Source organism: Saccharopolyspora sp. ASAGF58 (assembly GCF_012277335.1).
In the GTDB taxonomy this organism is placed as follows: Bacteria; Actinomycetota; Actinomycetes; order Mycobacteriales; family Pseudonocardiaceae; genus Saccharopolyspora; species Saccharopolyspora hattusasensis.
In genome coordinates, this window is record NZ_CP040605.1 from 1,312,714 (window position 1) to 1,330,615 (window position 17,902).

The 17,902-nt window shown below is 69.1% G+C and carries 15 protein-coding genes and 1 pseudogene; 5 read left to right on the plus strand and 11 right to left on the minus strand.

Translation table 11 applies throughout. The features are described from left to right. Positions 1-8: 8 nt before the first annotated feature. Positions 9-791 (minus strand): electron transfer flavoprotein subunit beta/FixA family protein, encoded by a 783-nt coding sequence (locus tag FDZ84_RS05935; protein ID WP_168585068.1) that lies wholly within the window; start codon positions 789-791, stop codon positions 9-11. A gap of 289 nt (positions 792-1,080) precedes the next feature. On the opposite strand from FDZ84_RS05935, the gene FDZ84_RS05940 reads away from it, so the two are divergent. Continuing rightward, positions 1,081-1,926 carry a DegV family protein gene (locus FDZ84_RS05940; RefSeq protein ID WP_168585069.1) on the plus strand — a complete coding sequence of 282 codons (846 nt, stop codon included), beginning with the start codon at positions 1,081-1,083 and terminating at the stop codon, positions 1,924-1,926. 369 nt (positions 1,927-2,295) lie between these two features. On the opposite strand, the gene hrpA is transcribed toward FDZ84_RS05940, so the two are convergent. From hrpA to FDZ84_RS05960, 4 genes are all read right to left on the minus strand, one after another. Then, a complete protein-coding gene (gene hrpA / locus FDZ84_RS05945; RefSeq protein ID WP_168585070.1) occupies positions 2,296-6,252 on the minus strand; it encodes an ATP-dependent RNA helicase HrpA in 3,957 nt (1,318 codons plus the stop codon). Positions 6,253-6,354: 102 nt separating this feature from the next. Continuing rightward, a complete protein-coding gene (locus FDZ84_RS05950) occupies positions 6,355-7,533 on the minus strand; it encodes a class I SAM-dependent methyltransferase (protein ID WP_168585071.1) in 1,179 nt (392 codons plus the stop codon). A 96-nt stretch (positions 7,534-7,629) separates the two neighbouring features. Further along, a complete protein-coding gene (locus tag FDZ84_RS05955; RefSeq protein ID WP_168585072.1) occupies positions 7,630-8,412 on the minus strand; it encodes an enoyl-CoA hydratase/isomerase family protein in 783 nt (260 codons plus the stop codon). A gap of 77 nt (positions 8,413-8,489) precedes the next feature. After that, a complete protein-coding gene (locus FDZ84_RS05960) occupies positions 8,490-9,257 on the minus strand; it encodes an ABC transporter ATP-binding protein (RefSeq protein ID WP_210435649.1) in 768 nt (255 codons plus the stop codon). Positions 9,258-9,737: 480 nt separating this feature from the next. Between FDZ84_RS05960 and FDZ84_RS05965 the strand changes: the two genes are divergently transcribed. The 3 genes from FDZ84_RS05965 (at position 9,738) to FDZ84_RS05975 (ending at position 12,211) form a co-directional block, all read left to right on the plus strand. Next, positions 9,738-10,367 (plus strand): cysteine dioxygenase family protein, encoded by a 630-nt coding sequence (locus FDZ84_RS05965; RefSeq protein ID WP_168585074.1) that lies wholly within the window; start codon positions 9,738-9,740, stop codon positions 10,365-10,367. Continuing rightward, on the plus strand, positions 10,364-10,789 hold the full coding sequence (locus FDZ84_RS05970; protein WP_168585075.1) for a rhodanese-like domain-containing protein: 426 nt from the start codon (positions 10,364-10,366) through the stop codon (positions 10,787-10,789). Before FDZ84_RS05965 ends, FDZ84_RS05970 begins: the two co-directional genes overlap by 4 nt. A gap of 297 nt (positions 10,790-11,086) precedes the next feature. Then, positions 11,087-12,211, plus strand: a complete 1,125-nt coding sequence (locus tag FDZ84_RS05975) for a hypothetical protein (RefSeq protein WP_246868832.1) — start codon at positions 11,087-11,089, stop codon at positions 12,209-12,211. A 10-nt stretch (positions 12,212-12,221) separates the two neighbouring features. Here FDZ84_RS05975 and FDZ84_RS40515 read toward each other — a convergent pair. The 5 genes and pseudogenes from FDZ84_RS40515 to FDZ84_RS38590 form a co-directional block, all read right to left on the minus strand. After that, positions 12,222-12,347, minus strand: a pseudogene (locus FDZ84_RS40515) (NADP-dependent oxidoreductase); the annotation flags it as partial. A 339-nt stretch (positions 12,348-12,686) separates the two neighbouring features. Further along, entirely contained in the window at positions 12,687-13,352 is a 666-nt protein-coding gene (locus tag FDZ84_RS37640) for an HNH endonuclease (protein ID WP_210435446.1), read from the minus strand. Positions 13,353-13,504: 152 nt separating this feature from the next. Continuing rightward, positions 13,505-14,077 carry a TetR family transcriptional regulator gene (locus FDZ84_RS05990; protein WP_168585076.1) on the minus strand — a complete coding sequence of 191 codons (573 nt, stop codon included), beginning with the start codon at positions 14,075-14,077 and terminating at the stop codon, positions 13,505-13,507. 118 nt (positions 14,078-14,195) lie between these two features. After that, positions 14,196-14,456, minus strand: a complete 261-nt coding sequence (locus FDZ84_RS05995; RefSeq protein ID WP_168585077.1) for a hypothetical protein — start codon at positions 14,454-14,456, stop codon at positions 14,196-14,198. A gap of 223 nt (positions 14,457-14,679) precedes the next feature. Next, complete coding sequence (locus tag FDZ84_RS38590; RefSeq protein WP_168584077.1) at positions 14,680-14,865, minus strand: hypothetical protein; 186 nt, start codon at positions 14,863-14,865, stop codon at positions 14,680-14,682. Between FDZ84_RS38590 and FDZ84_RS40520 the strand changes: the two genes are divergently transcribed. Next, entirely contained in the window at positions 14,795-15,424 is a 630-nt protein-coding gene (locus FDZ84_RS40520) for an MFS transporter (RefSeq protein WP_168585078.1), read from the plus strand. The two genes, FDZ84_RS38590 and FDZ84_RS40520, sit on opposite strands and share 71 nt — an antisense overlap. Here the strand turns inward: FDZ84_RS40520 and glgP are convergent. Then, positions 15,346-17,898 carry an alpha-glucan family phosphorylase gene (glgP, locus tag FDZ84_RS06010; RefSeq protein ID WP_168585079.1) on the minus strand — a complete coding sequence of 851 codons (2,553 nt, stop codon included), beginning with the start codon at positions 17,896-17,898 and terminating at the stop codon, positions 15,346-15,348. The genes FDZ84_RS40520 and glgP overlap by 79 nt on opposite strands. Positions 17,899-17,902 lie beyond the last annotated feature (4 nt).

The following is a 17,902-nucleotide window of genomic DNA, read 5'->3' on the forward strand; positions in this document are numbered from 1 at the left end:
AACGACTCTCAAAGCAACTTCTCGCCGGCCAGGAACTCGGCGACGGCCACGCCACCCTCGCCCTCGTCGGTGACCTTCACACCACCGGACTTCGGCGGCTTCGGCGCCGACTCCACCACCTGCGAACCGGCACCTGCCAGCCCCACCTCGCCCGCGTCGATCCCGGCATCCACCAGCGACAACACACTGACCGGCTTCTTCTTCGCGGCCATGATGCCCTTGAACGACGGGTACCGCGGCTCGTTGATCTTCTCCGTCACCGACACCACCGCCGGCAACCCCGCCTCGACATTCAGGATCCCCGCATCGGTCTCCCGCTCGATCTTCACACTCGAACCGTCGGTGGCGACCTTGCGGGCGAACGTCAGCTGCGGCCAGCCCAGCACCTCGGCCACCATCGCCGGCACCGCACCGGTGCGGCCATCCGTGGCCTCGTTACCGGCGATCACCAGATCAACACCCTCGAGGGTCCCGATCACCTTCGCCAGCGCGCGAGCGGTCGACGGCGCATCCGTACCATGCAGCGCCTCATCCGAGAGATGCACCGCCTTGTCCGCACCCATCGACAGCGCCTTGCGGATCGCATCCGTGGCACGCTCCGGACCCATGCACACGACGGTCACCTCGCCACCCTGAGCCTCCTTGATCAACAGCGCTTCCTCCACCGCGCGCTCGTTGATCTCATCCAACACCGCATCGGCCGACTCACGGTCCAGGGTGTGATCCGCAGCAGACAACTTCCGCTCGGAATACGTGTCGGGCACCTGCTTGACCAGGACAACGATGTTCATGGGCCCTCTTCGACCTCCTGCGGACAGACGACGCTCGCTGGTCCTCCAGCGGCTTTGCTTGCGGACCCGGCGCTGCGCAGTCCGGGTAGGTTGACCTTGCCACGTCATTGTGCGAAAAGCACAGTGACGCCAACCACCCGGAATGTTACTAGCCGGTAGCACCGGTGCAACCAGGCCCCACACGTGACGTTACTCACCCCCGCAGGCGTCGAATTCTTCCGGTCGCCGTGACGACATTTTCTGCCGGGGTAGATGTACCGAGTTCCTACCAATTAGTAGCCTGGCCCGCATGAGGCAACGCGTCGCCATCGTGACCGACTCGACGGCTTCCATCCCGCACGACGTCGCCGAGCAGCTGGGCATCTCCGTCGTCCAACTGGAGCTCAAGATCGGCGACGAGCAGAACGACGAGCGCCGGGTGCCGCACCCGACGCTGGCCCAGGCGATGCGCGACGGCATCCCGGTGGAGACCGGCGAACCGCCACCACCGGCCTTCTACTGGAACTACACGGACGCCGCCGCCTCCGGCGCCGAGGCGATCATCTCCATCCACATCTCGGAGGGCCTGTCCCGCACCTGCGAGTCCGCCCGCGCCGCGGCCACCGAGATCGGCATCCCCGTCTACGTGGTCGACTCCCGGCTGGTCGGCCTTGGCCTGGGCTTCCCGGTGATGGCCGCGGCCGAGGCCGCCGTCGCCGGCGCGACCCCGCAGGGCGTGATGAGCGTGCTGGACCGGCGTCTGCGCACCACCACCCAGCTGCTCTACGTGGACACCCTGGAGTACTTGCACCGCGGCGGCCGGATCGGGCGCGCCCAGGCCTGGCTCGGCCAGGCGCTGTCGATCAAGCCGGTGCTGGTCCTCAAGGAAGGCATCATCGACCAGCTGGCGAAGGCCTTCGGACCGGACCGGGCGCTCAAGAAGGCGGTCGCGAACGCGGTCCAGCGATCCGGCAGCGGTCCGGTCGACATCGGTGTCGAGCACTTCCAGTTCGCCGATCGCGCCCAGCGCGTGCTCGACGACCTGCGCTCCCAACTTCCCCAGGTCCGCCGCATCACCCTTGAGGAAACGAGCGCGGTCCTTGGCGCGCACGCCGGGCCCGGCGCCCTGGGCGTGACGATCTCCCCCGCCACCTGAGCGGCAAAGCCGCACTGCGCTGCGTTCGCCGGACGACGGCGAGTACGGAGCTTTTCCCCACCCCCAACGGGTTTTCGGGTCGATGACCTACTCGAGGCGCCGATTCCCGCGCTTTCCCAGCAGGTTCCACCCCGTCGAGTGATGCGAACGGTTGTTCGAGCGTGAATACTCGATGTTGGGCGGTTCGAAGCGCGCCAGTCCTCCAAGCATGCGGCTCGGAGCAAATAGCGCTTCGGAAGCACCGAACACGGCCATCCGCCGCCGTGTTCGCCCGACATACCAACCCGAACCCGGAGGGGATCAGTCATGCATGTTTCGACCGTGCTCAAGTGCTTGTCCGGCTCGTCGACTGTGGCGACGAGCGCCGGATCAGCGCTCCAACTTGTCCATCGCGCGGTGGATGCGCTTCACCGACACCGGCTGCGACGTGCCGAGCGTCTGCGCGAACAGGCTCACCCGCAGCTCCTCGATGAGCCATCCGATGCTCCGCAACGCCTCGCTCGGGGAACTCCCTTGCGGCACCCCGGCCAACAGATCCCGATAGCGCTGCTGGACCTCGTCCACTTGGAACATCCAGTCCCGGTCGCGCTGCGGGTGGTATTGGAGCTTGTCCAGCCGCTGCTCGATCGCCCGCAGGTAGCGCGCCAGATCGGACAGCCGCGCGAAGCCCGTTCCGGTCACGAAGCCGGGGTGCAGCAGCCCGTCCAGCTGGGCGCGGATGTCGGAGATCGCGTCGGCGTGCAGCCCTGCGGGCTGGTCGGCCAACAACGCCTCCACCCGCTGCGCCGCCGCCAAGACTTGCTCCACTTTGGACACCGCTTCGACGGTGACCTCACCCAGCCATGCCCGCACGTTGTTCTGGAGGGAGTCGAACGCCGCCTCGTCCCACACCGGCCCGCCTTTGTCCGCCATCAGCTTGTCGACGGCGCAGCTCACGCAGTCGTCAAGCACGGCGGCGAGGTCGCCGTACCGGCTGCTGCCCAGCACCAGCCGGGTGGTGCTGCTCATCCCCCGCTGGATGGACTTCACCGGCGACGGGAGGTTCAGCAGCAACAGCCGGCGGGTGCCGTCCCACAGCGCGTGCTGCTGCTCCTCTTCGGTGTCGAACATCCGCACCGCGACGCTGTCCCGTTCGTCCACCAACGCCGGGTACGCCTTCACGGCATGCCCCGACCGCTGTTGCTCGAAGGTGCGCGGCAACCGGCCGAAGTCCCAGGAACGCAACCCGCTTTGCTCGACGTCGTCCGCAGCGGCGGAGATCTCCGCCCGCAGCTTGGGTTTCAGGCGCTGCTTGAGCGACTCCAGGTCCTTGGACTCGGCGAGCTTGCACCCCTTGCCGTCCACGACCCGGAAGGTCATCGTCAGGTGGTCGGGCACCCGGTCGAGGTCCCACTCGGAGCGCGGCACCACCACCCCGGTCATGCTCTGGAGCTGCCGCTGCAGGCCGTCCAGCAGCGCGCCGTCCGGCGAGGTCATGCGGGACAGCGCCGCCTTGGCGAAGTCCGGGGCCGGGACGAAGTTCCGGCGCAGGGTCTTCGGCAGCGACTTCAGCAGCGCCGTCACGAGTTCCTCGCGCAGGCCCGGGATCTGCCAGTCGAAGCCGTCCGGTTCGATCTGGTTGAGCACGGCCAGCGGGATGTGCACGGTCACCCCGTCGGCGTCGGCGCCGGGTTCGAACTGGTAGGACAGCGGCAGCCGGTGACCGCCCTGTGGCCAGAAGTCCGGGTAGTCCTGGTCGCTTACCGCCGCCGATTCCTGGTTGATCAACATCGATTTCTCGAAGTTGAGCAGGTCCGGCTGTTCCTTGGCGGTCTCCTTCCACCACGCGTCGAAGTGCCTGCCGGAAACCACGTCCACGCCGATTCGCTGGTCGTAGAACTCGAACAGCGTCTCGTCGTCCACCAGAATGTCGCGCCGCCTGGCTCGCTCTTCGAGGTCCTCGACCTCGTCGAGCATCGCCCGGTTCTCGTGGAAGAACGCGTGCCGGGTGTCCCAGTCGCCCTCCACCAGCGCGTGCCGGATGAACAGCTCGCGGCTCAGCTCCGGGTCGATGCGCCCGTAGTTGACCTTGCGGCCGACCACGAGCGGCACGCCGTAGAGGGTGACCCGTTCGGCGGCGATCACCGCGGCGCGGTCCTTCTCCCAGTGCGGCTCGCTGTAACTGCGCTTGACCAGGTGCTGCGCGAGTTGTTCCACCCAGTCCGGTTCGATGCGAGCGGCGATGCGCGCCCAGAGGCGGGAGGTCTCCACCAGTTCCGCGGCCATCACCCAGCGCGGCGGCTTCTTGAACAGCGACGAACCGGGGAACACGGCGAACCGGGCGTTGCGCGCACCCTGGTACTCGTTCGAACCACGCCCGGGCGGCCCCGACTTCTTCTCGGTCTTCTTCTCGACGTCCTTGAGACCGATGTGCGACAGCAGACCGGCCAGCACCGACTGGTGGATCCGCGCCGCGTCGGCGTGCTGGTCGCCGAGGGTCATGCCCATCGACTTGACCATCTGCCGCAGCTGGCCGTAGAGGTCCTGCCACTCACGGACCCGCAGGTAGTTGAGGAAGTCGGTCCGGCACAGCTTCCGGAACTGGCTGGACGACAGTTCCTTCTGCTGGGTGCGCAGGTACCGCCACATGCTGAGGTAGGCGAGGAAATCGGACTCGGCGTCCTTGTCGACGAACCGCGCGTGCTTCTGGTCGGCGGCCTGCTGCTTTTCCGCCGGTCGTTCGCGGGGGTCCTGAATGGACAGCGCGGCGGCGATGACGAGCACGTCGCGCACGCAGCCGTTGCGGTCCGCTTCGAGCACCATCCGGGCAAGCCTCGGGTCGATCGGGAGCTGGGCGAGCTTGCGGCCGATCGGGGTCAGCCGCTTGTGCAGCTCGGTCTTCGAGCGGTCCAGCGCGCCCAGTTCGTGGAGCAGGTTGACGCCGTCGGTGATCTGGCGACGGTCCGGCGGCTCCAGGAACGGGAACGATTCGATCTCGCCCAGCCCCAGCGAGGTCATCTGCAGGATGACCGAGGCCAGGTGGGTGCGCAGGATCTCCGGATCGGTGAACTCGGGGCGGGACTCGAAGTCCTCCTCGGAATACAGCCGGATGCAGATACCTTCGGAAACCCGGCCGCAGCGGCCCTTCCGCTGGTTCGCCGACGCCTGCGAGACCGGTTCGATGGGCAGCCGCTGCACCTTCGTCCGGAAGCTGTACCGGGAGATGCGGGCGGTGCCGGGGTCGATGACGTACTTGATGCCGGGCACCGTCAGCGAGGTCTCGGCCACGTTGGTGGACAACACGATCCGCCGACCGCTGTGCGGCTGGAACACGCGGTGCTGCTCGGCAGCCGTCAGCCGCGCGTACAGCGGCAGGACCTCGGTGTTGCGCAGGTTCTGCTGCTTCAGGGCGTCGGCGGCGTCCCGGATCTCCCGTTCACCGCTGAGGAAGACCAGGATGTCGCCCGGCCCCTCGGCGCAGAGCTCCTCCACCGCGTCGCAGATGGCCTGCGTCTGGTCGCGCACCACGTCCTCGGTCTCGTCCGAGTCGTCCAGCAGCGGGCGGTACCGCAACTCGACCGGGTAGGTGCGCCCGGAGACCTCGATCACCGGCGCGTCGTCGAAATGCCGCGAGAAGCGCTCCGGGTCGATGGTGGCCGAGGTGATGATCACCTTCAGGTCGGGGCGGCGCGGCAGCAGCTGCTTGAGGTAGCCCAGGATGAAGTCGATGTTCAGGCTGCGCTCGTGCGCCTCGTCGATGATCAGCGTGTCGTAGCGCCGCAGCAGCCGGTCGTGCTGGATCTCGGCCAGCAGGATGCCGTCGGTCATCAGCTTGACCAGGGTGTCCGCGCCGGCCCGCTCGGTGAAGCGCACCTGGTAGCCGATGGCGCTGCCAAGCTCGGAGTCGAGCTCCTCGGCGACGCGTTCGGCAACGGTGCGGGCGGCCAGCCGCCGGGGCTGAGTGTGGCCGATCATGCCCTGGACGCCTCGGCCCAGCTCCAGGCACATCTTCGGCAGCTGCGTCGTCTTTCCGGAGCCGGTCTCGCCAGCGACGATGACGACCTGGTTGTCGCGGATCGCCGCGAGCAGGTCGTCCCGGCGCTGGCTGACCGGCAGCGCCTCGGGATAGCTGATCTTGGGCACGTTGCCCCGGCGCTGCTCGATCCGCCGCTCCGCGGCCTCGACGTCGCCGGCGATCTCGGCCGTCACGGCCTGCAGTGCCTGCGGATCGCGGATCTTGCGGGCTCCCTCGATGCGACGACGCAGCCGACGCTGGTCGTGCAGCATCAGCTCAGGCAACCGTTCTCGCAGATCGACGAGCGGAGATTCAACAGACGACGTACCCATACTCCGTCCAAGCATAGAGAAGGCGTTGCGTCGGCTGCCTCTGGTTTTCGCCGCAGCCACGGCGCGCACACCCGGAAGGGGAAATCGAGTGACCCAGGGCACTCAGACCCACTCGGCGTGGCACAGGTATGCCATTGCGGAGTCACCGACCCGGGTCAGCACCGCGGTCGCTTCCTGCGTGCCGTTCAGCTTGAGCCGGCGGCGCAGGGCATCCGGGTCCACGTCGAGACCGCGGACGAGGATCTCCAGCCTACCCACGTCGTGGCTGCGCAGCAGCGTGCGCAGCGACTTCTCGCCGTACCGGCCGTGATCGAAGACCCGGAAGGCGCGGACGCCCGGCGGCGGATCGTCGCCTGTCAGATAGGCGATGCGCGGGTCGAGCTGGGCGAGCCCGTGCCGCGCGGCGTAGTGCCTGACGAGGCCGGCGCGCACCACGGCGCCGTCCGGGTCGACGATCCACTGCCGAACTTCGACGGCCGGGCAGTCGTCCGGCTCCGCGTCGGTGATCGTCCAGCCAGTGCCATCCGGCCGCAGCACCGTCGCCCGGCGCCGAACCACCGGGTCGGCCAGCCCGCCGAACCACAGCGCGGCTTCCCGGACCTGCCCGGCCAGGGACACCACCTCTGCCTCGGCGGTGTCCGGGACCGCCGCGAAGTCCAACCCCGGTGCGCACTTAACCACGAGATCGCGTCGGGCGTACACGTCGAGCAGATCGTCCAGCGGCGGGACGAGGTCCGCCGGGTTCCAGCGCCGCCGACCGGCGTCGTCCCGGCGCGCCGGGTCCGCGACCACGGTCGTGCCCCGGGTCGCCGGATGCAACGCGTCGGCCTCCACGAGCACCGCCGACCGCCCGGAAACCGCGAGGTTGTGCTGGGCCATCGACAACCGGACACGATCGAGGTCGGAGCCGGCGCAGCGCGCCGCGACGGCGGTCAGCGCAACCAGGTCCGCGCCGATGGAACAGGTCACGTCGTGCACGTCACGCCCGGCCAACCGCTGTGCGCGATGCCTGGCCACCATGCTGGCCGTCGCCTGCTGCAACGCCGCGTCGGTGAACAGCCAATCCGCGCAATCATCCAATTTGGACTCGGCACGACGCCGCAGCACGGCCGTCTCCAACGCGGCGGCCGCGAACCGCTCACCGACGAGCTTGCGGGCGGCGGCGACGTCCTTGAGCCGCGTCGAACTGGTCAGCGCGAGCCCGGAGAGCTCGGCGACGGCATCCCGACCGGCCGCCGAGCGCAGGAAGACGACGTCCTCCAAATCGAAGCTGTACCCCACCAGAACTCCTCAACACCGCTGCCGGAACCACGCTCCGGCAGCGAAGCCGCAGGACGAGCTGGCGAGGCGAGCTGTCACGATCCGTTCCGTCCGGATTCAGTTCCCGGTGAACTTGGCTTTGCCCGGGCCGTTCTCGATGAACGAGCGCATCCCGATCTTCTGGTCTTCGGTGGCGAAAGTGCCTGCGAAAAGGTGGGTCTCCAGCTTCAGCCCAGTGTCCAGGCCGACATCCAGCCCACCGTCGATCGCCGCCTTGGCCGCGGCCAGCGCGCGAGCCGCACCGCCGGTGAACTGCTCGGCCCAGCGCCGCGCCGCCGCGTACACCTCGTCGGGCGCCACGACCTCGTCGATCATGCCCAGCGACAGCGCTTCCTGGGCGTCGACGAAACGCCCGGTGTAGACGATGTCCTTCGCCTTGCTGGGCCCGATCAGGCGGGCGAGCCGCTGCGTGCCGCCCGCGCCGGGGATCACACCCAGTCGGATCTCAGGCTGGCCGACCTTGACGTTCTCCCCCGCGATGCGCCGATCGCAGCTCAACGCCAGCTCGAAACCGCCGCCGAGGGCGTACCCGGTCAGGGCGGCCACGGTCGGTTTCGGGATGGCGGCGACGTGGCTCATCGCATCCGACAGGCCGCGCTCCTCCTTGCGGGCCATGTCGGCGTAGGACATCTCGGCCATCTCCTTGATGTCCGCGCCCGCCGCGAAGACCTTTTCGCCTCCGTAGACGATCACGGCGCGAACGTCGGAGCGCTCGGCGGCCTCGATCGCGGCGTCCCGCAACTCCGTCTCGATCTGCCGGTTCAACGCGTTCATCGGCGGCCGATCCAGCCGGATCGTCCCGATCGCGCCGTCCACCTCAAGCCTGACGAACTCGCCCACGCAGCAACCTCCTCGTCGAACCGCAACCTCGCGGGCAGGCTATCGCGCACCACCCCGAACCTGCTGTGTCGCGGATCTCAGCCGCGCCGCCGGGCGAAGAACCGGTCGCCGCTGCGCTGCAGTTCCAGGTCCTGGTCGAAGGTCTTGGACAGGTTGTCCTCGGTGAGCACGTCGTCGAGCATGCCTTGCGCGACGATGTTCCCCTCACGCAGCAGCAGGCCGTGGGTGAAGCCCGGAGGAATCTCCTCGACGTGGTGGGTGACCAGCACCGATGCGGGCGCGTCCGGGTCCATGGCCAGCGCGGACAACCGCGCCACCAGGTCCTCCCGTCCGCCCAGGTCCAGCCCAGCAGCCGGCTCGTCCAGCAGCAGCAGCTCGGGATCGGTCATCAGGGCCCGCGCGATGGTGGTGCGCTTGCGCTCCCCCTCGGACAACGTCGCGTACTCGCGGTCGGCCAGGTGCGCCACGCCGAGCATGTCGAGCAGTTCGGCGGCGCGGTCGGTGTCCATCGCGTCGTATTCCTCGCGCCACCGGCCGAGCACCGAATATCCGGCGCTGACCACGACATCGCGGACCAGTTCGTCGCCGGGGATGCGGGCACCCAGGGCCGCCGAGCACAGGCCGATGCGGGTCCGGAGTTCGAACACGTTGGTCTTGCCGAGCCGTTCGCCGAGCACGTCGACGCTGCCCTCACTCGGGTGCATCTCGGTGCTGGCCATCTTCAGCAACGTCGTCTTGCCCGCCCCGTTGGGGCCGAGCACCACCCAGCGCTCGTCGAGTTCCACCGACCAATTCACATCGGCCACCAGCGTGGTCTTGCCCCGCCGAACACCGACGCCATCCATCCGGATGACCAGGTCGTCCACGTCTACCTCCCAGCCGTGACTGACCGCAGCGCCGCGGCGACGCGCAGGCGGTTCATCTCCGTCCGGACCGCCGCAGGTATCCGGCAGGTCCCTCCGAGGCCCCATTGTTCCGCCTGCACCTACGGCGGCTGCGGCCGGGAGCACCCTGCGCCCACCTGCCCGGAATGCCCCGGCCGGGTACGATCCGCGGGCGCCCAGATACCGGGACGATAGCGATCGTGCTGGAACTGCGGCCCGGCCCGTGCCACGATCGGTGACGTGTCCGATTCGTTGCTCACCCGCGATCGCGTGATCGACCTGTTCCTGGTCGTAACCTCCGCGTGTCGCTGAAGCGGTCTGCTCCGCCTTTCCAGGCTCTCATCGCGCGGTCCGACGAATCCATCCACTGATGCATGCCCCCGCCTCGGCAGGGTGTGCGCGTCGTGCCGTGCTCACCGCAAGACGAACTTGGAGACACGCATGAGCGCTGTGCGACAGCACCCGTCCAACGCCGACCAACTGTCCGCGTACACCCCGACAGAACCGGTTCCCGAGCCGGGCGTGGTGGAACTGCACCCCGGGCTCGACCTGCCGTTGCTGCACGACCTGATCCGCCCCGACCACCTTTTGTGGACGCCGCGCGAACTGCGCGACCTCACCAGCCTGGTCGCGTCCGAACTGACCGGCCCGCTGCTCGACGTCGTGCGCATCGACGACGAACAGCGCTGGTGGGCCAAGCTCGGCCTGACCGCGGGCGTCGAGTTGTGGCTGCTGTCGTGGGCGCCCGGCCAGGGCACCCAACCGCACGACCACGGCGGCGCGTCCGGCTCATTCTCCGTGCTGTTCGGCGCGCTTCGGGAGGACTACCGGTATCCAGCGGGCCCGATCCGCACCATGCACCACGACGTCGGCTCGAGCGTCGGCTTCGGCAGCGGGCGCGCGCACCAGGTCCGCAACGTCAGCTCGGTGAACTCGGCGAGCGTGCACGCATATTCGCCACCGCTGCTGCCGGTCCGCTATTACGCGGATCTGGCTGACGTGCCGCCGGTCCCGCCGCAACGGCCGCACGTTCCGCAAACGCCCGCACCACACCCGAAGGAGCTCGGATGACCGCGATCCCGACCCAACGACAGGACAGCGTCACGGCCGGCCCGTTCGGCATTGAGCATCTGCTGTCCGAATCGCGTGCGAAGCTGGCCCGGGTCTCCCCGCAGGAAGCGCTCGCGTTGCAGAAGGAAGGCGGCCTGATCATCGACATCCGGCCGCAGTCCGACCGGCTCGTCGAAGGCGAGATCCCGGGTGCGCTGACCGTGGAGCGGATCGTTCTGGAATGGCGCCTGGACCCGGCCGGCGGCCACCGCCTGGACGGTCTGCACCCCGACCGCCCGGTCGTCCTGGTGTGCAACGAGGGCTACGCCTCCAGCCTCGCCGCCGCCCAGGCGAAGACCCTCGGCCTGTCCAAGGCCACCGACCTCGCCGGCGGCTTCCGGGCCTGGAAAGCAGCAGGCCTCCCGGTCACCACCAACGCCTGACGCCCGCGCACCCACTGCGAGCAAGGGAACCTTCCTGCCACCCGTGACAGGAAGGTTCCCTTCCTCACGCCCGCCGCCGGGGCGGACCGATGAGGCGGCGCAAGACGATTACCGGTACCGGGCCCACTGTGGACCGGGGAGTGACGAGCACGATCTGCGCCCCGAGAGCCGGATGTGCCACAGCGCCCGCCTGAACTCCCGGTCAACGACCTGCCCAAACGGCACATCGAGGCCCGCCCGGTCCCGTACGCTTCCAACCTTGTGCGAGCTCAGAGTCTTTTGTTCCGCCCTTGGGTCGTGACCGCCGTCGTGGGCGCGGTAGCGGTAGCGGCCGTGGAGCTGGTCGCGGGCACCGGCCCGGTCGGTGCCGCCGTCGGCTGGCTCGGCGCCCTGGCCGGGGTGATCTTGCTGCCGATGGCTACCCAGCTGGGTTTGCTCGTGGGCTCGGTGGCTTTCGGGCTGCGGGTCCGGCACGTGGTGTTCGGCGCGATGCGGGAGGTCGCGTCGTGGCGGATCGGCCGGGTGGCCTTCACGATCCGCTGGCTGCCGGTCACATTGCGCTCGCAGATCGGTCCGTGGCGTTCCCCAGTGATCCTGCGTTGCTGGCTGGCGGGCCTGCTGTCGGCGCTGGTCGGTGTCGCCGTCGTCGTGGTCGGCTGGTTGCTCGCCGACGGTCCGTTCGGCCGCGGTTTCGTGCTCGCCGCAACGCCGCTCATGCTCTACAAGTTGTGGCCGAGGCGGGTTCCACTGACCACCTCGACCGGTTGGTTGCTCTTCTCGCTGCCGCGCATGCGCGACCCCGAACGCACCGATTTCCTGGCCGCACCGATGGCTGCCCGCGCTTACGAGGCCCTGCGCGAAGGAGCCATCGAGCGCGCGCAGACGCATGCCGATGAACTCGCCGCGAAGTACCCGGGTTTGAACGCCACGATCTCGTGCCAGGCCGCCGTGATGGAGGCCCGCGGCGAATACGCGCCGGGGGTTCTGCTGATGCTGAAGAATCTGGCTGAGAACGACGAACTCCCACCGCGCAAAATGTCCTATGTGCTGGCGGGCCTCGCGGGCCTCGGTTTCAAGGCCGTGGAGGCCGGTCAGCTGCCTGCGGAAACCTTGCTGCCGACCGCGAAGAAGGCACTCGACGACGCGATCCGGCTCGGCTTCCCGGAGTTCGAGCTCAGCGGTGCGAGTGGACTGCTCGCGCTGATCGAGGGCGAGGCGGACCGCGCCGTCCTCCTCGCCACGACCGGAGCCGACTACAACCACTCACCGCTATCCCGCGCCGACGACCTCGTCACGCTCGCCCGCGCGCACATGGCTTGCCACGACAACGCCGCCGCGCGGGTCGCGTTGGCCAAGGCCGAGGAGCTGGCCCCGTGGTCGCCGAGGGTCGTCGAGACCCGCGAGCGGCTTTCCGTGGCATGATCGCGTCGCATCACTCCACCGAGAGCACCAGTTTCCTTGTTGTGCGGTTGGTTTCGCCGAGCGCGTGCGCTTTGGCCGCTTGCGCCAGCAGGAACACGCCCGCGATCGCCACGCACAGTCGGCCGGATTCGACGAGTTCGGCCGACGGCGCGCATGCCCGCCTGACCGGCCTCGACGAGCATCAGCTCCACCCGCACTCCAAACCGTTCTGCCTCGGCGACGGCGAAGTGGCCGACCCCACCTGCGGCCGCGTGGATCAGGACGCGCTGCCCGGCCTGCAAATGCGCGGTCTCCACCAACGCCTGCCAGGCGGTCAGCGTGGCCGAGCGGGATGACACCCGCTTGCACGTGGCCGACGCTGGTCGATCTCGCCGGGCACGCGCGGATGAGCGGCCGACGTTCGCCCGCCGGTTCCGCGACGAGGTGGGGATCAGCCGCTCACCGGAAATCGTGGCTCTAACCAACCGGTAGGCCCTCAGAGGTTCGCGCCCTTCGACTGATTGCACTGGGCGCACAGCAGTTGAAGGTTCTCCTCGGTCGAGCTGCCGCCGAGCGCGACCGGGATGATGTGGTCGTACTGGATCTCGAAGCCGGTGCCGCATTGGACGCACCGGCCACCATCGCGCTGGAACACCCGCATCTTGACCTCGCGCGGGATCGCCGGGCGGCGGCCGGGTGAGCGCGCGTCGGTGTTGAGCAGCAGGTGCGCGCGGTCCAGCCTGGCCTTCTCCTTGCGTTGCCGGTCCCGCACCAGGGCGACGACGTCCTGCGCAGAGTAACCACCCGACTCCCAGTAGAAGGAGCTCTCGAACCACCACCACGTCCGGCCGCCGGAGGACGCCACACGCACCGGCCGGTTCAGCTGCTCGACGCGTATCCCGTCGAGCCGTCGCCGGTCGATGCGCGTCGGCGGGCAGCCGGTGCCGACGAAGAACCAGCGCCGGAGGAACAGGAATCCCCGGTCGTGGAAGAAGTCGGCGTTGCCGTCGGGGCGGAGCTGCGTGCTGCTGGTGCCGCGGGGCCGGGCGAACGGCGGCGTCTTCGGCCACTGGCGCTGCCACAGGGACAGCCCCGCGACCACGACGAAGGCCAATGCCGCGAGCAGAACCAGGTTCAGCACCGAATCGACGAAGCCAGCCACTCGAACCCCCAGGTCGCCCGGCGGACCGCGAGGCCCGAAGCACCCGGGAAATTACCGTGCGCGACCGATTCAGCACCGGGGGTTCTTGACGACTCCTCTTCAAGATCACACAGATGGCCCAGATGCGTTCCGGGCCGCGGGAACTCTTGCGATCAGCGGGGTTCGGTAAGGCGCTCGACGGCTTTTCGGGCCGCCGCCCGCAAATCCGCCGGCTTCGCGTCGCCGAGCATCATGCGGCGCAACTGCGGCACGGCCAGCGGCCAGCTGATCAAGCCGATCGACAGCAGGGCGAGCATCCCGGGGTCGAACTCGTCGGTCACGTTGCCGCTTTCCTGGGCACGGCGGATTGCTTCCGCTTGGTGCCGGTAGTGCTCGGCGCGTTCGGACTCGGCGACGACGCCGGTTTCGCCGCGCTCCAGGGCTTCCCACAGCAGCAGGCGCAGCACGTGCGGGTTCGCGACGTGGTAGTCGGCGAGGCGGTCGACGTAGCCGGGCAGGTCGTCGCCACCCATCGGGATCTCGGCGGCCAGCTCGTCCATCGTTCGTTCCAGCACCGTCGAGAACAGCGCGTCCTTGCTGCCGAAGTAGGCGTAGATCAGTTGCTTGTTCGCCTGCGCCTGCTTGGCGATCCGGTCGACGCGCGCACCGGCGATGCCGTAAGCGGCGAACTCGGCGATCGCCGCCTCGAAGATCCGAGCTTTGGTGGCTTCGGCGCTGCGGGACACACCTGAACTGTACTCGCCGAACCAACCAACCAGTTGAAATCGATCAGGCCGGTCGAGACATGACCAACAGTTGATCGGTGTCTCGCCGGCCATAAACACGGGACCGCCGACCGAACACTTACGACCGCAAGGCGTGGCGGCCATAGCGATCAGCCTTGCGACACTCGGCTTCGATCTCCGCGCGCAACTGCCAAACCGTCAACGCGCAATCCTCGGCATAGCCGTGCCGCCCCGGCGTCGAGAACAGCAGCCGAGCCAACACCACGGCGAGCAACAGGGCAATCAGGCACGCGACTGCAGCGCGAAGCATATGTCGTCCCACGATCCAGTACACGACGTCGTCCCGAACCGCGGCCACCGCCGCAGCATCCCGCTCCACCCATCACACTACCGAACCCCTGACTCCGATTGAATTTCGCCTCCGGAGTCAAGGATCCTTACGTGGAGTTATCCGAACGATGGCCCAGCAGCTGCGCCATCTTGCAGGGGTCAGCGAACGACCAGCCGTGAGTGTTTTTGGGCGCCATAGCACCCGAAAACGCTCACGGGCCCACGGTCTTTCGCCACGGCCTGTGGCAGCGCCCGATGGTTTCGCACAGCGCTCACTCCACCGCCCGAAGTTCCGGCCCACCTCGACCTTCCGTCGGGTCCGAGCTCGCGCGCTCGATGGCCGCGTTGATGGCGAAGCAGCCCGGCCGGCCGTTGCCCGAGAGGTCGATGTCGATCGCTTCATCGGCGCGCACGTGCTGGGGCGCGCTGGCACCCGGGTACTGGGTGCTGGTCGCCACCCGCATCGTGGGCGCGCTCTGCTACGCGGGTTTCTGGGGCGTCGCGGTCGCCACAGGAGCCGGCCTCGTACCGGAGAACGCCCGGAGCAGGGCCGTTGCGATCATCGCGGGCGGGCTCACCCTCGCCACCATCGTCGGAGTGCCGACGGGCACCGCCCTCAGCCAGCTCGCGGGCTGGCGGTCGGTGTTCTGGGCAGTCGCCGTCCTCACTGCGGTGAGCCTCGCGTGCTCCCTGTTCACCGTCCGCGCCGATGCGGAGACCTCGGAGCAGCCGCGGAGCGTCGCCGCCGAGCTGCGCGCCATGGCTCGGCCCCCAACTGTGGTTGTCGTTCGCGATCACCTCGTTGGCCTTCGGCTCGGTCGTCGTCACCTTCGGCTACCTCGCCCCGGTGCCCGGTTACGGGCCGGCCACCGTGGGTGGGGTGGCCGGCACCTTGGCCGCGGTGCTGCCGATCGCGGTGGTGGCGCGGCGGTGACGGGTCAGCTCGCGAGGACGACCTTGCCGAGTTCGGCGGGACCGGACAGCAGCGGATGCCGGGGCAGGACCCGGACGGTGTAACCCGCGGGACCCGCGTGCGGCAGCGTCACCGACGCTTCGTAGTGGCCGCCTTCCGCCGGGTGCATCGACTCGGTGACGAAGTCGTGCAGCACGTCGGAGTCGTCCACTCGCCCAACCACCACCTCGACGTCCACATCGGACGGATCGAGCCCGGCCAGGTCGACCCGCGCCCGCACCGTGACCTGCCCGCCGAGCAGCGGGGTGCCGCCGTCGTCGACGGACATCTCGGCGTCGCCGATCCGCACCCACGTCCAGGCCGCCTGCAACCGGGCGCGGTAGTCGGCGATCTCTCGCGCCCCGCGGTAGTCGTCCGCCGTGACGGCCCGCGCCGACCGCGCGGCCGGCATGTAGTGGTTGTCGACGTACTCGCGGATCATCCGCGACGCCTGCACACGCGGCCCCAGCGTCGCCAGGGTGTGCCGCACCATCGACATCCACTTGCCGGGCACACCGTCCGTGTTGCGCTCGTAGAACATCGGGGCCACGTGGTCGGAGATCAGCTCGTACAGGGCCGCGGATTCCAGGTCGTCGCGCCGGTTCGGGTCGCCGACCCCGTCGGCGTTCGGGATGGCCCAGCCGTTGTGGCTGTCGAACATCTCGTCCCACCAGCCGTCCCGCACCGACAGGTTCAGGGCACCGTTGAGCGCCGCCTTCATCCCCGAGGTACCGCACGCCTCCAGCGGGCGCACGGGATTGTTCAGCCACACGTCGCAACCGGACACCAGGTACTTGGCCAGCGACATGTCGTAGTCCGGCAGGAACGCGATGCGGTGCCGCACATCGGCCTGGTCGGCGAAGCGCACGATCTGCTGGATCATCGCCTTGCCGCCCTCGTCGGCCGGGTGCGACTTCCCGGCGACCACGATCTGCACCGGGCGGTCCGCGTCGAGCAGCAGCTCGCGCAGCCGCTCGGTGTCGCGCAGCATCAGCGTGGCCCGCTTGTAGGTCGGCACCCGGCGGGCGAAACCGATGGTGAGCACGTCCGGGTCGAAAACCGTGTCACACCAATTGAGTTCCAGGTCCGAAGCGCCACGCCGCAGCCACGCGGCACGCAGCCTGCGACGCACCTCGTCCACCAGGCGTTGGCGCAGCGAGCAGCGCAGTTCCCACAGCAGCGAGTCGCTGACCGGCTCGATGCCGCGCAGCCCGGCACCGCTGTCCATTTCGGACTCGCCGAGCAATTTGCCCAGTTCCCGCGCCGACCAGGTCGGCCCGTGCACGCCGTTGGTGACCGAGCGGATCGGGATCTCCTCGGTGCCGAAGCCCGGCCACAGGTTGCGGAACATCTTGCGGATGACCTTGCCGTGCAGCTCGGAAACACCGTTGGCGCGCTGCGCGAGCCGCAGCCCCATGTGGGCCATGTTGAACATGCCCGGGTTGTCCTCGGCGCCCAGCGCGAGCACCCGGTCCGTGGGCACGCGGGGCAGCAGCGCCTGCTCGGAGCCGTCGCCGAAGTAGTGCCTGACCAGGTCGACCGGGAAGCGGTCGATCCCGGCCGGGACCGGGGTGTGCGTGGTGAACACCGTCCCGGCCCGCACCGCGGCCACCGCCTGGTCGAACTTCAGGCCCGGCGATTCCAGCAGCTCGCGGGTCCGCTCCAGGCCCAGGAATCCGGCATGGCCCTCGTTGGTGTGGAACACCTCGGGCTGCGGGTGGCCGGTCAGCTCGCAGTAGGCGCGGACCGCGCGCATGCCGCCGATCCCGGCGAGGATCTCCTGGCGGATCCGGTGCTCGGCGTCGCCGCCGTAGAGCCGGTCGGTGGTGCCGCGCAGGTCGTCGTCGTTCTCCGGCAGGTCGCTGTCGAGCAGCAGCAACGGAACCCGCCCGACCTGCGCCTTCCAGATCCGGGCGTGCAGGGTACGGCCGGCGGGCATCGCGACCCGCACCTGCAGGGGCCGCCCCGACGGCTCGGCCAGCATCTCCAGCGGCAGGCCGCGCGGATCCAGCACCGGGTAGTGCTCGACCTGCCAGCCCTCCGCTGACAGCGACTGCCGGAAGTACCCGGACCGGTACAGCAGCCCAACCCCGATCATCGGCACGCCCAGATCGGAGGCCGACTTCAGGTGGTCGCCGGCCAGCACCCCGAGTCCGCCGGAGTAGTTCGGCAGGGCCTCGGTGAGGCCGAACTCCATCGAGAAGTAGGCGATCGACGCGGGCAGCCCGGCGTCCTCGTCCTGCCGCTGCTGGTACCAGCGCGGCACCGCCAGGTACCGGCGCAGGTCGTCGTCGACGGCCCGGGTGCGCGCCAGGAAGTCCTGGTCACCGGCCAGCTGCCGCAGCCGTTCGGCGGGCACCTCGGCGAGCAGCCGCAGCGGATCCGCACCCACCGACGACCACACCTGCGGGTCGACCGCCGCGAACAGGTCCTGGGTCGGCGGATGCCAGGCCCAGCGGAGGTTGGTCGCCAGCGTGCCGAGCGCGCTCAACGGCTCGGGCAGGTGGGCACGCACGGTGAAGCGGTGGACTGCTCTCACAGGA

What these genes read in the sequence shown, in the direction of transcription:
- FDZ84_RS05935 (WP_168585068.1), bottom strand. Translation starts at nt 791, where the DNA reads ATGAACATCGTTGTCCTGGTCAAGCAGGTGCCCGACACGTATTCCGAG.
- FDZ84_RS05940 (WP_168585069.1), top strand. Translation starts at nt 1,081, where the DNA reads ATGAGGCAACGCGTCGCCATCGTGACCGACTCGACGGCTTCCATCCCG.
- hrpA (WP_168585070.1), bottom strand. Translation starts at nt 6,252, where the DNA reads ATGGGTACGTCGTCTGTTGAATCTCCGCTCGTCGATCTGCGAGAACGG.
- FDZ84_RS05960 (WP_210435649.1), bottom strand. Translation starts at nt 9,257, where the DNA reads ATGGATGGCGTCGGTGTTCGGCGGGGCAAGACCACGCTGGTGGCCGAT.
- FDZ84_RS05965 (WP_168585074.1), top strand. Translation starts at nt 9,738, where the DNA reads ATGAGCGCTGTGCGACAGCACCCGTCCAACGCCGACCAACTGTCCGCG.
- FDZ84_RS05970 (WP_168585075.1), top strand. Translation starts at nt 10,364, where the DNA reads ATGACCGCGATCCCGACCCAACGACAGGACAGCGTCACGGCCGGCCCG.
- FDZ84_RS40520 (WP_168585078.1), top strand. Translation starts at nt 14,795, where the DNA reads ATGTCGATCGCTTCATCGGCGCGCACGTGCTGGGGCGCGCTGGCACCC.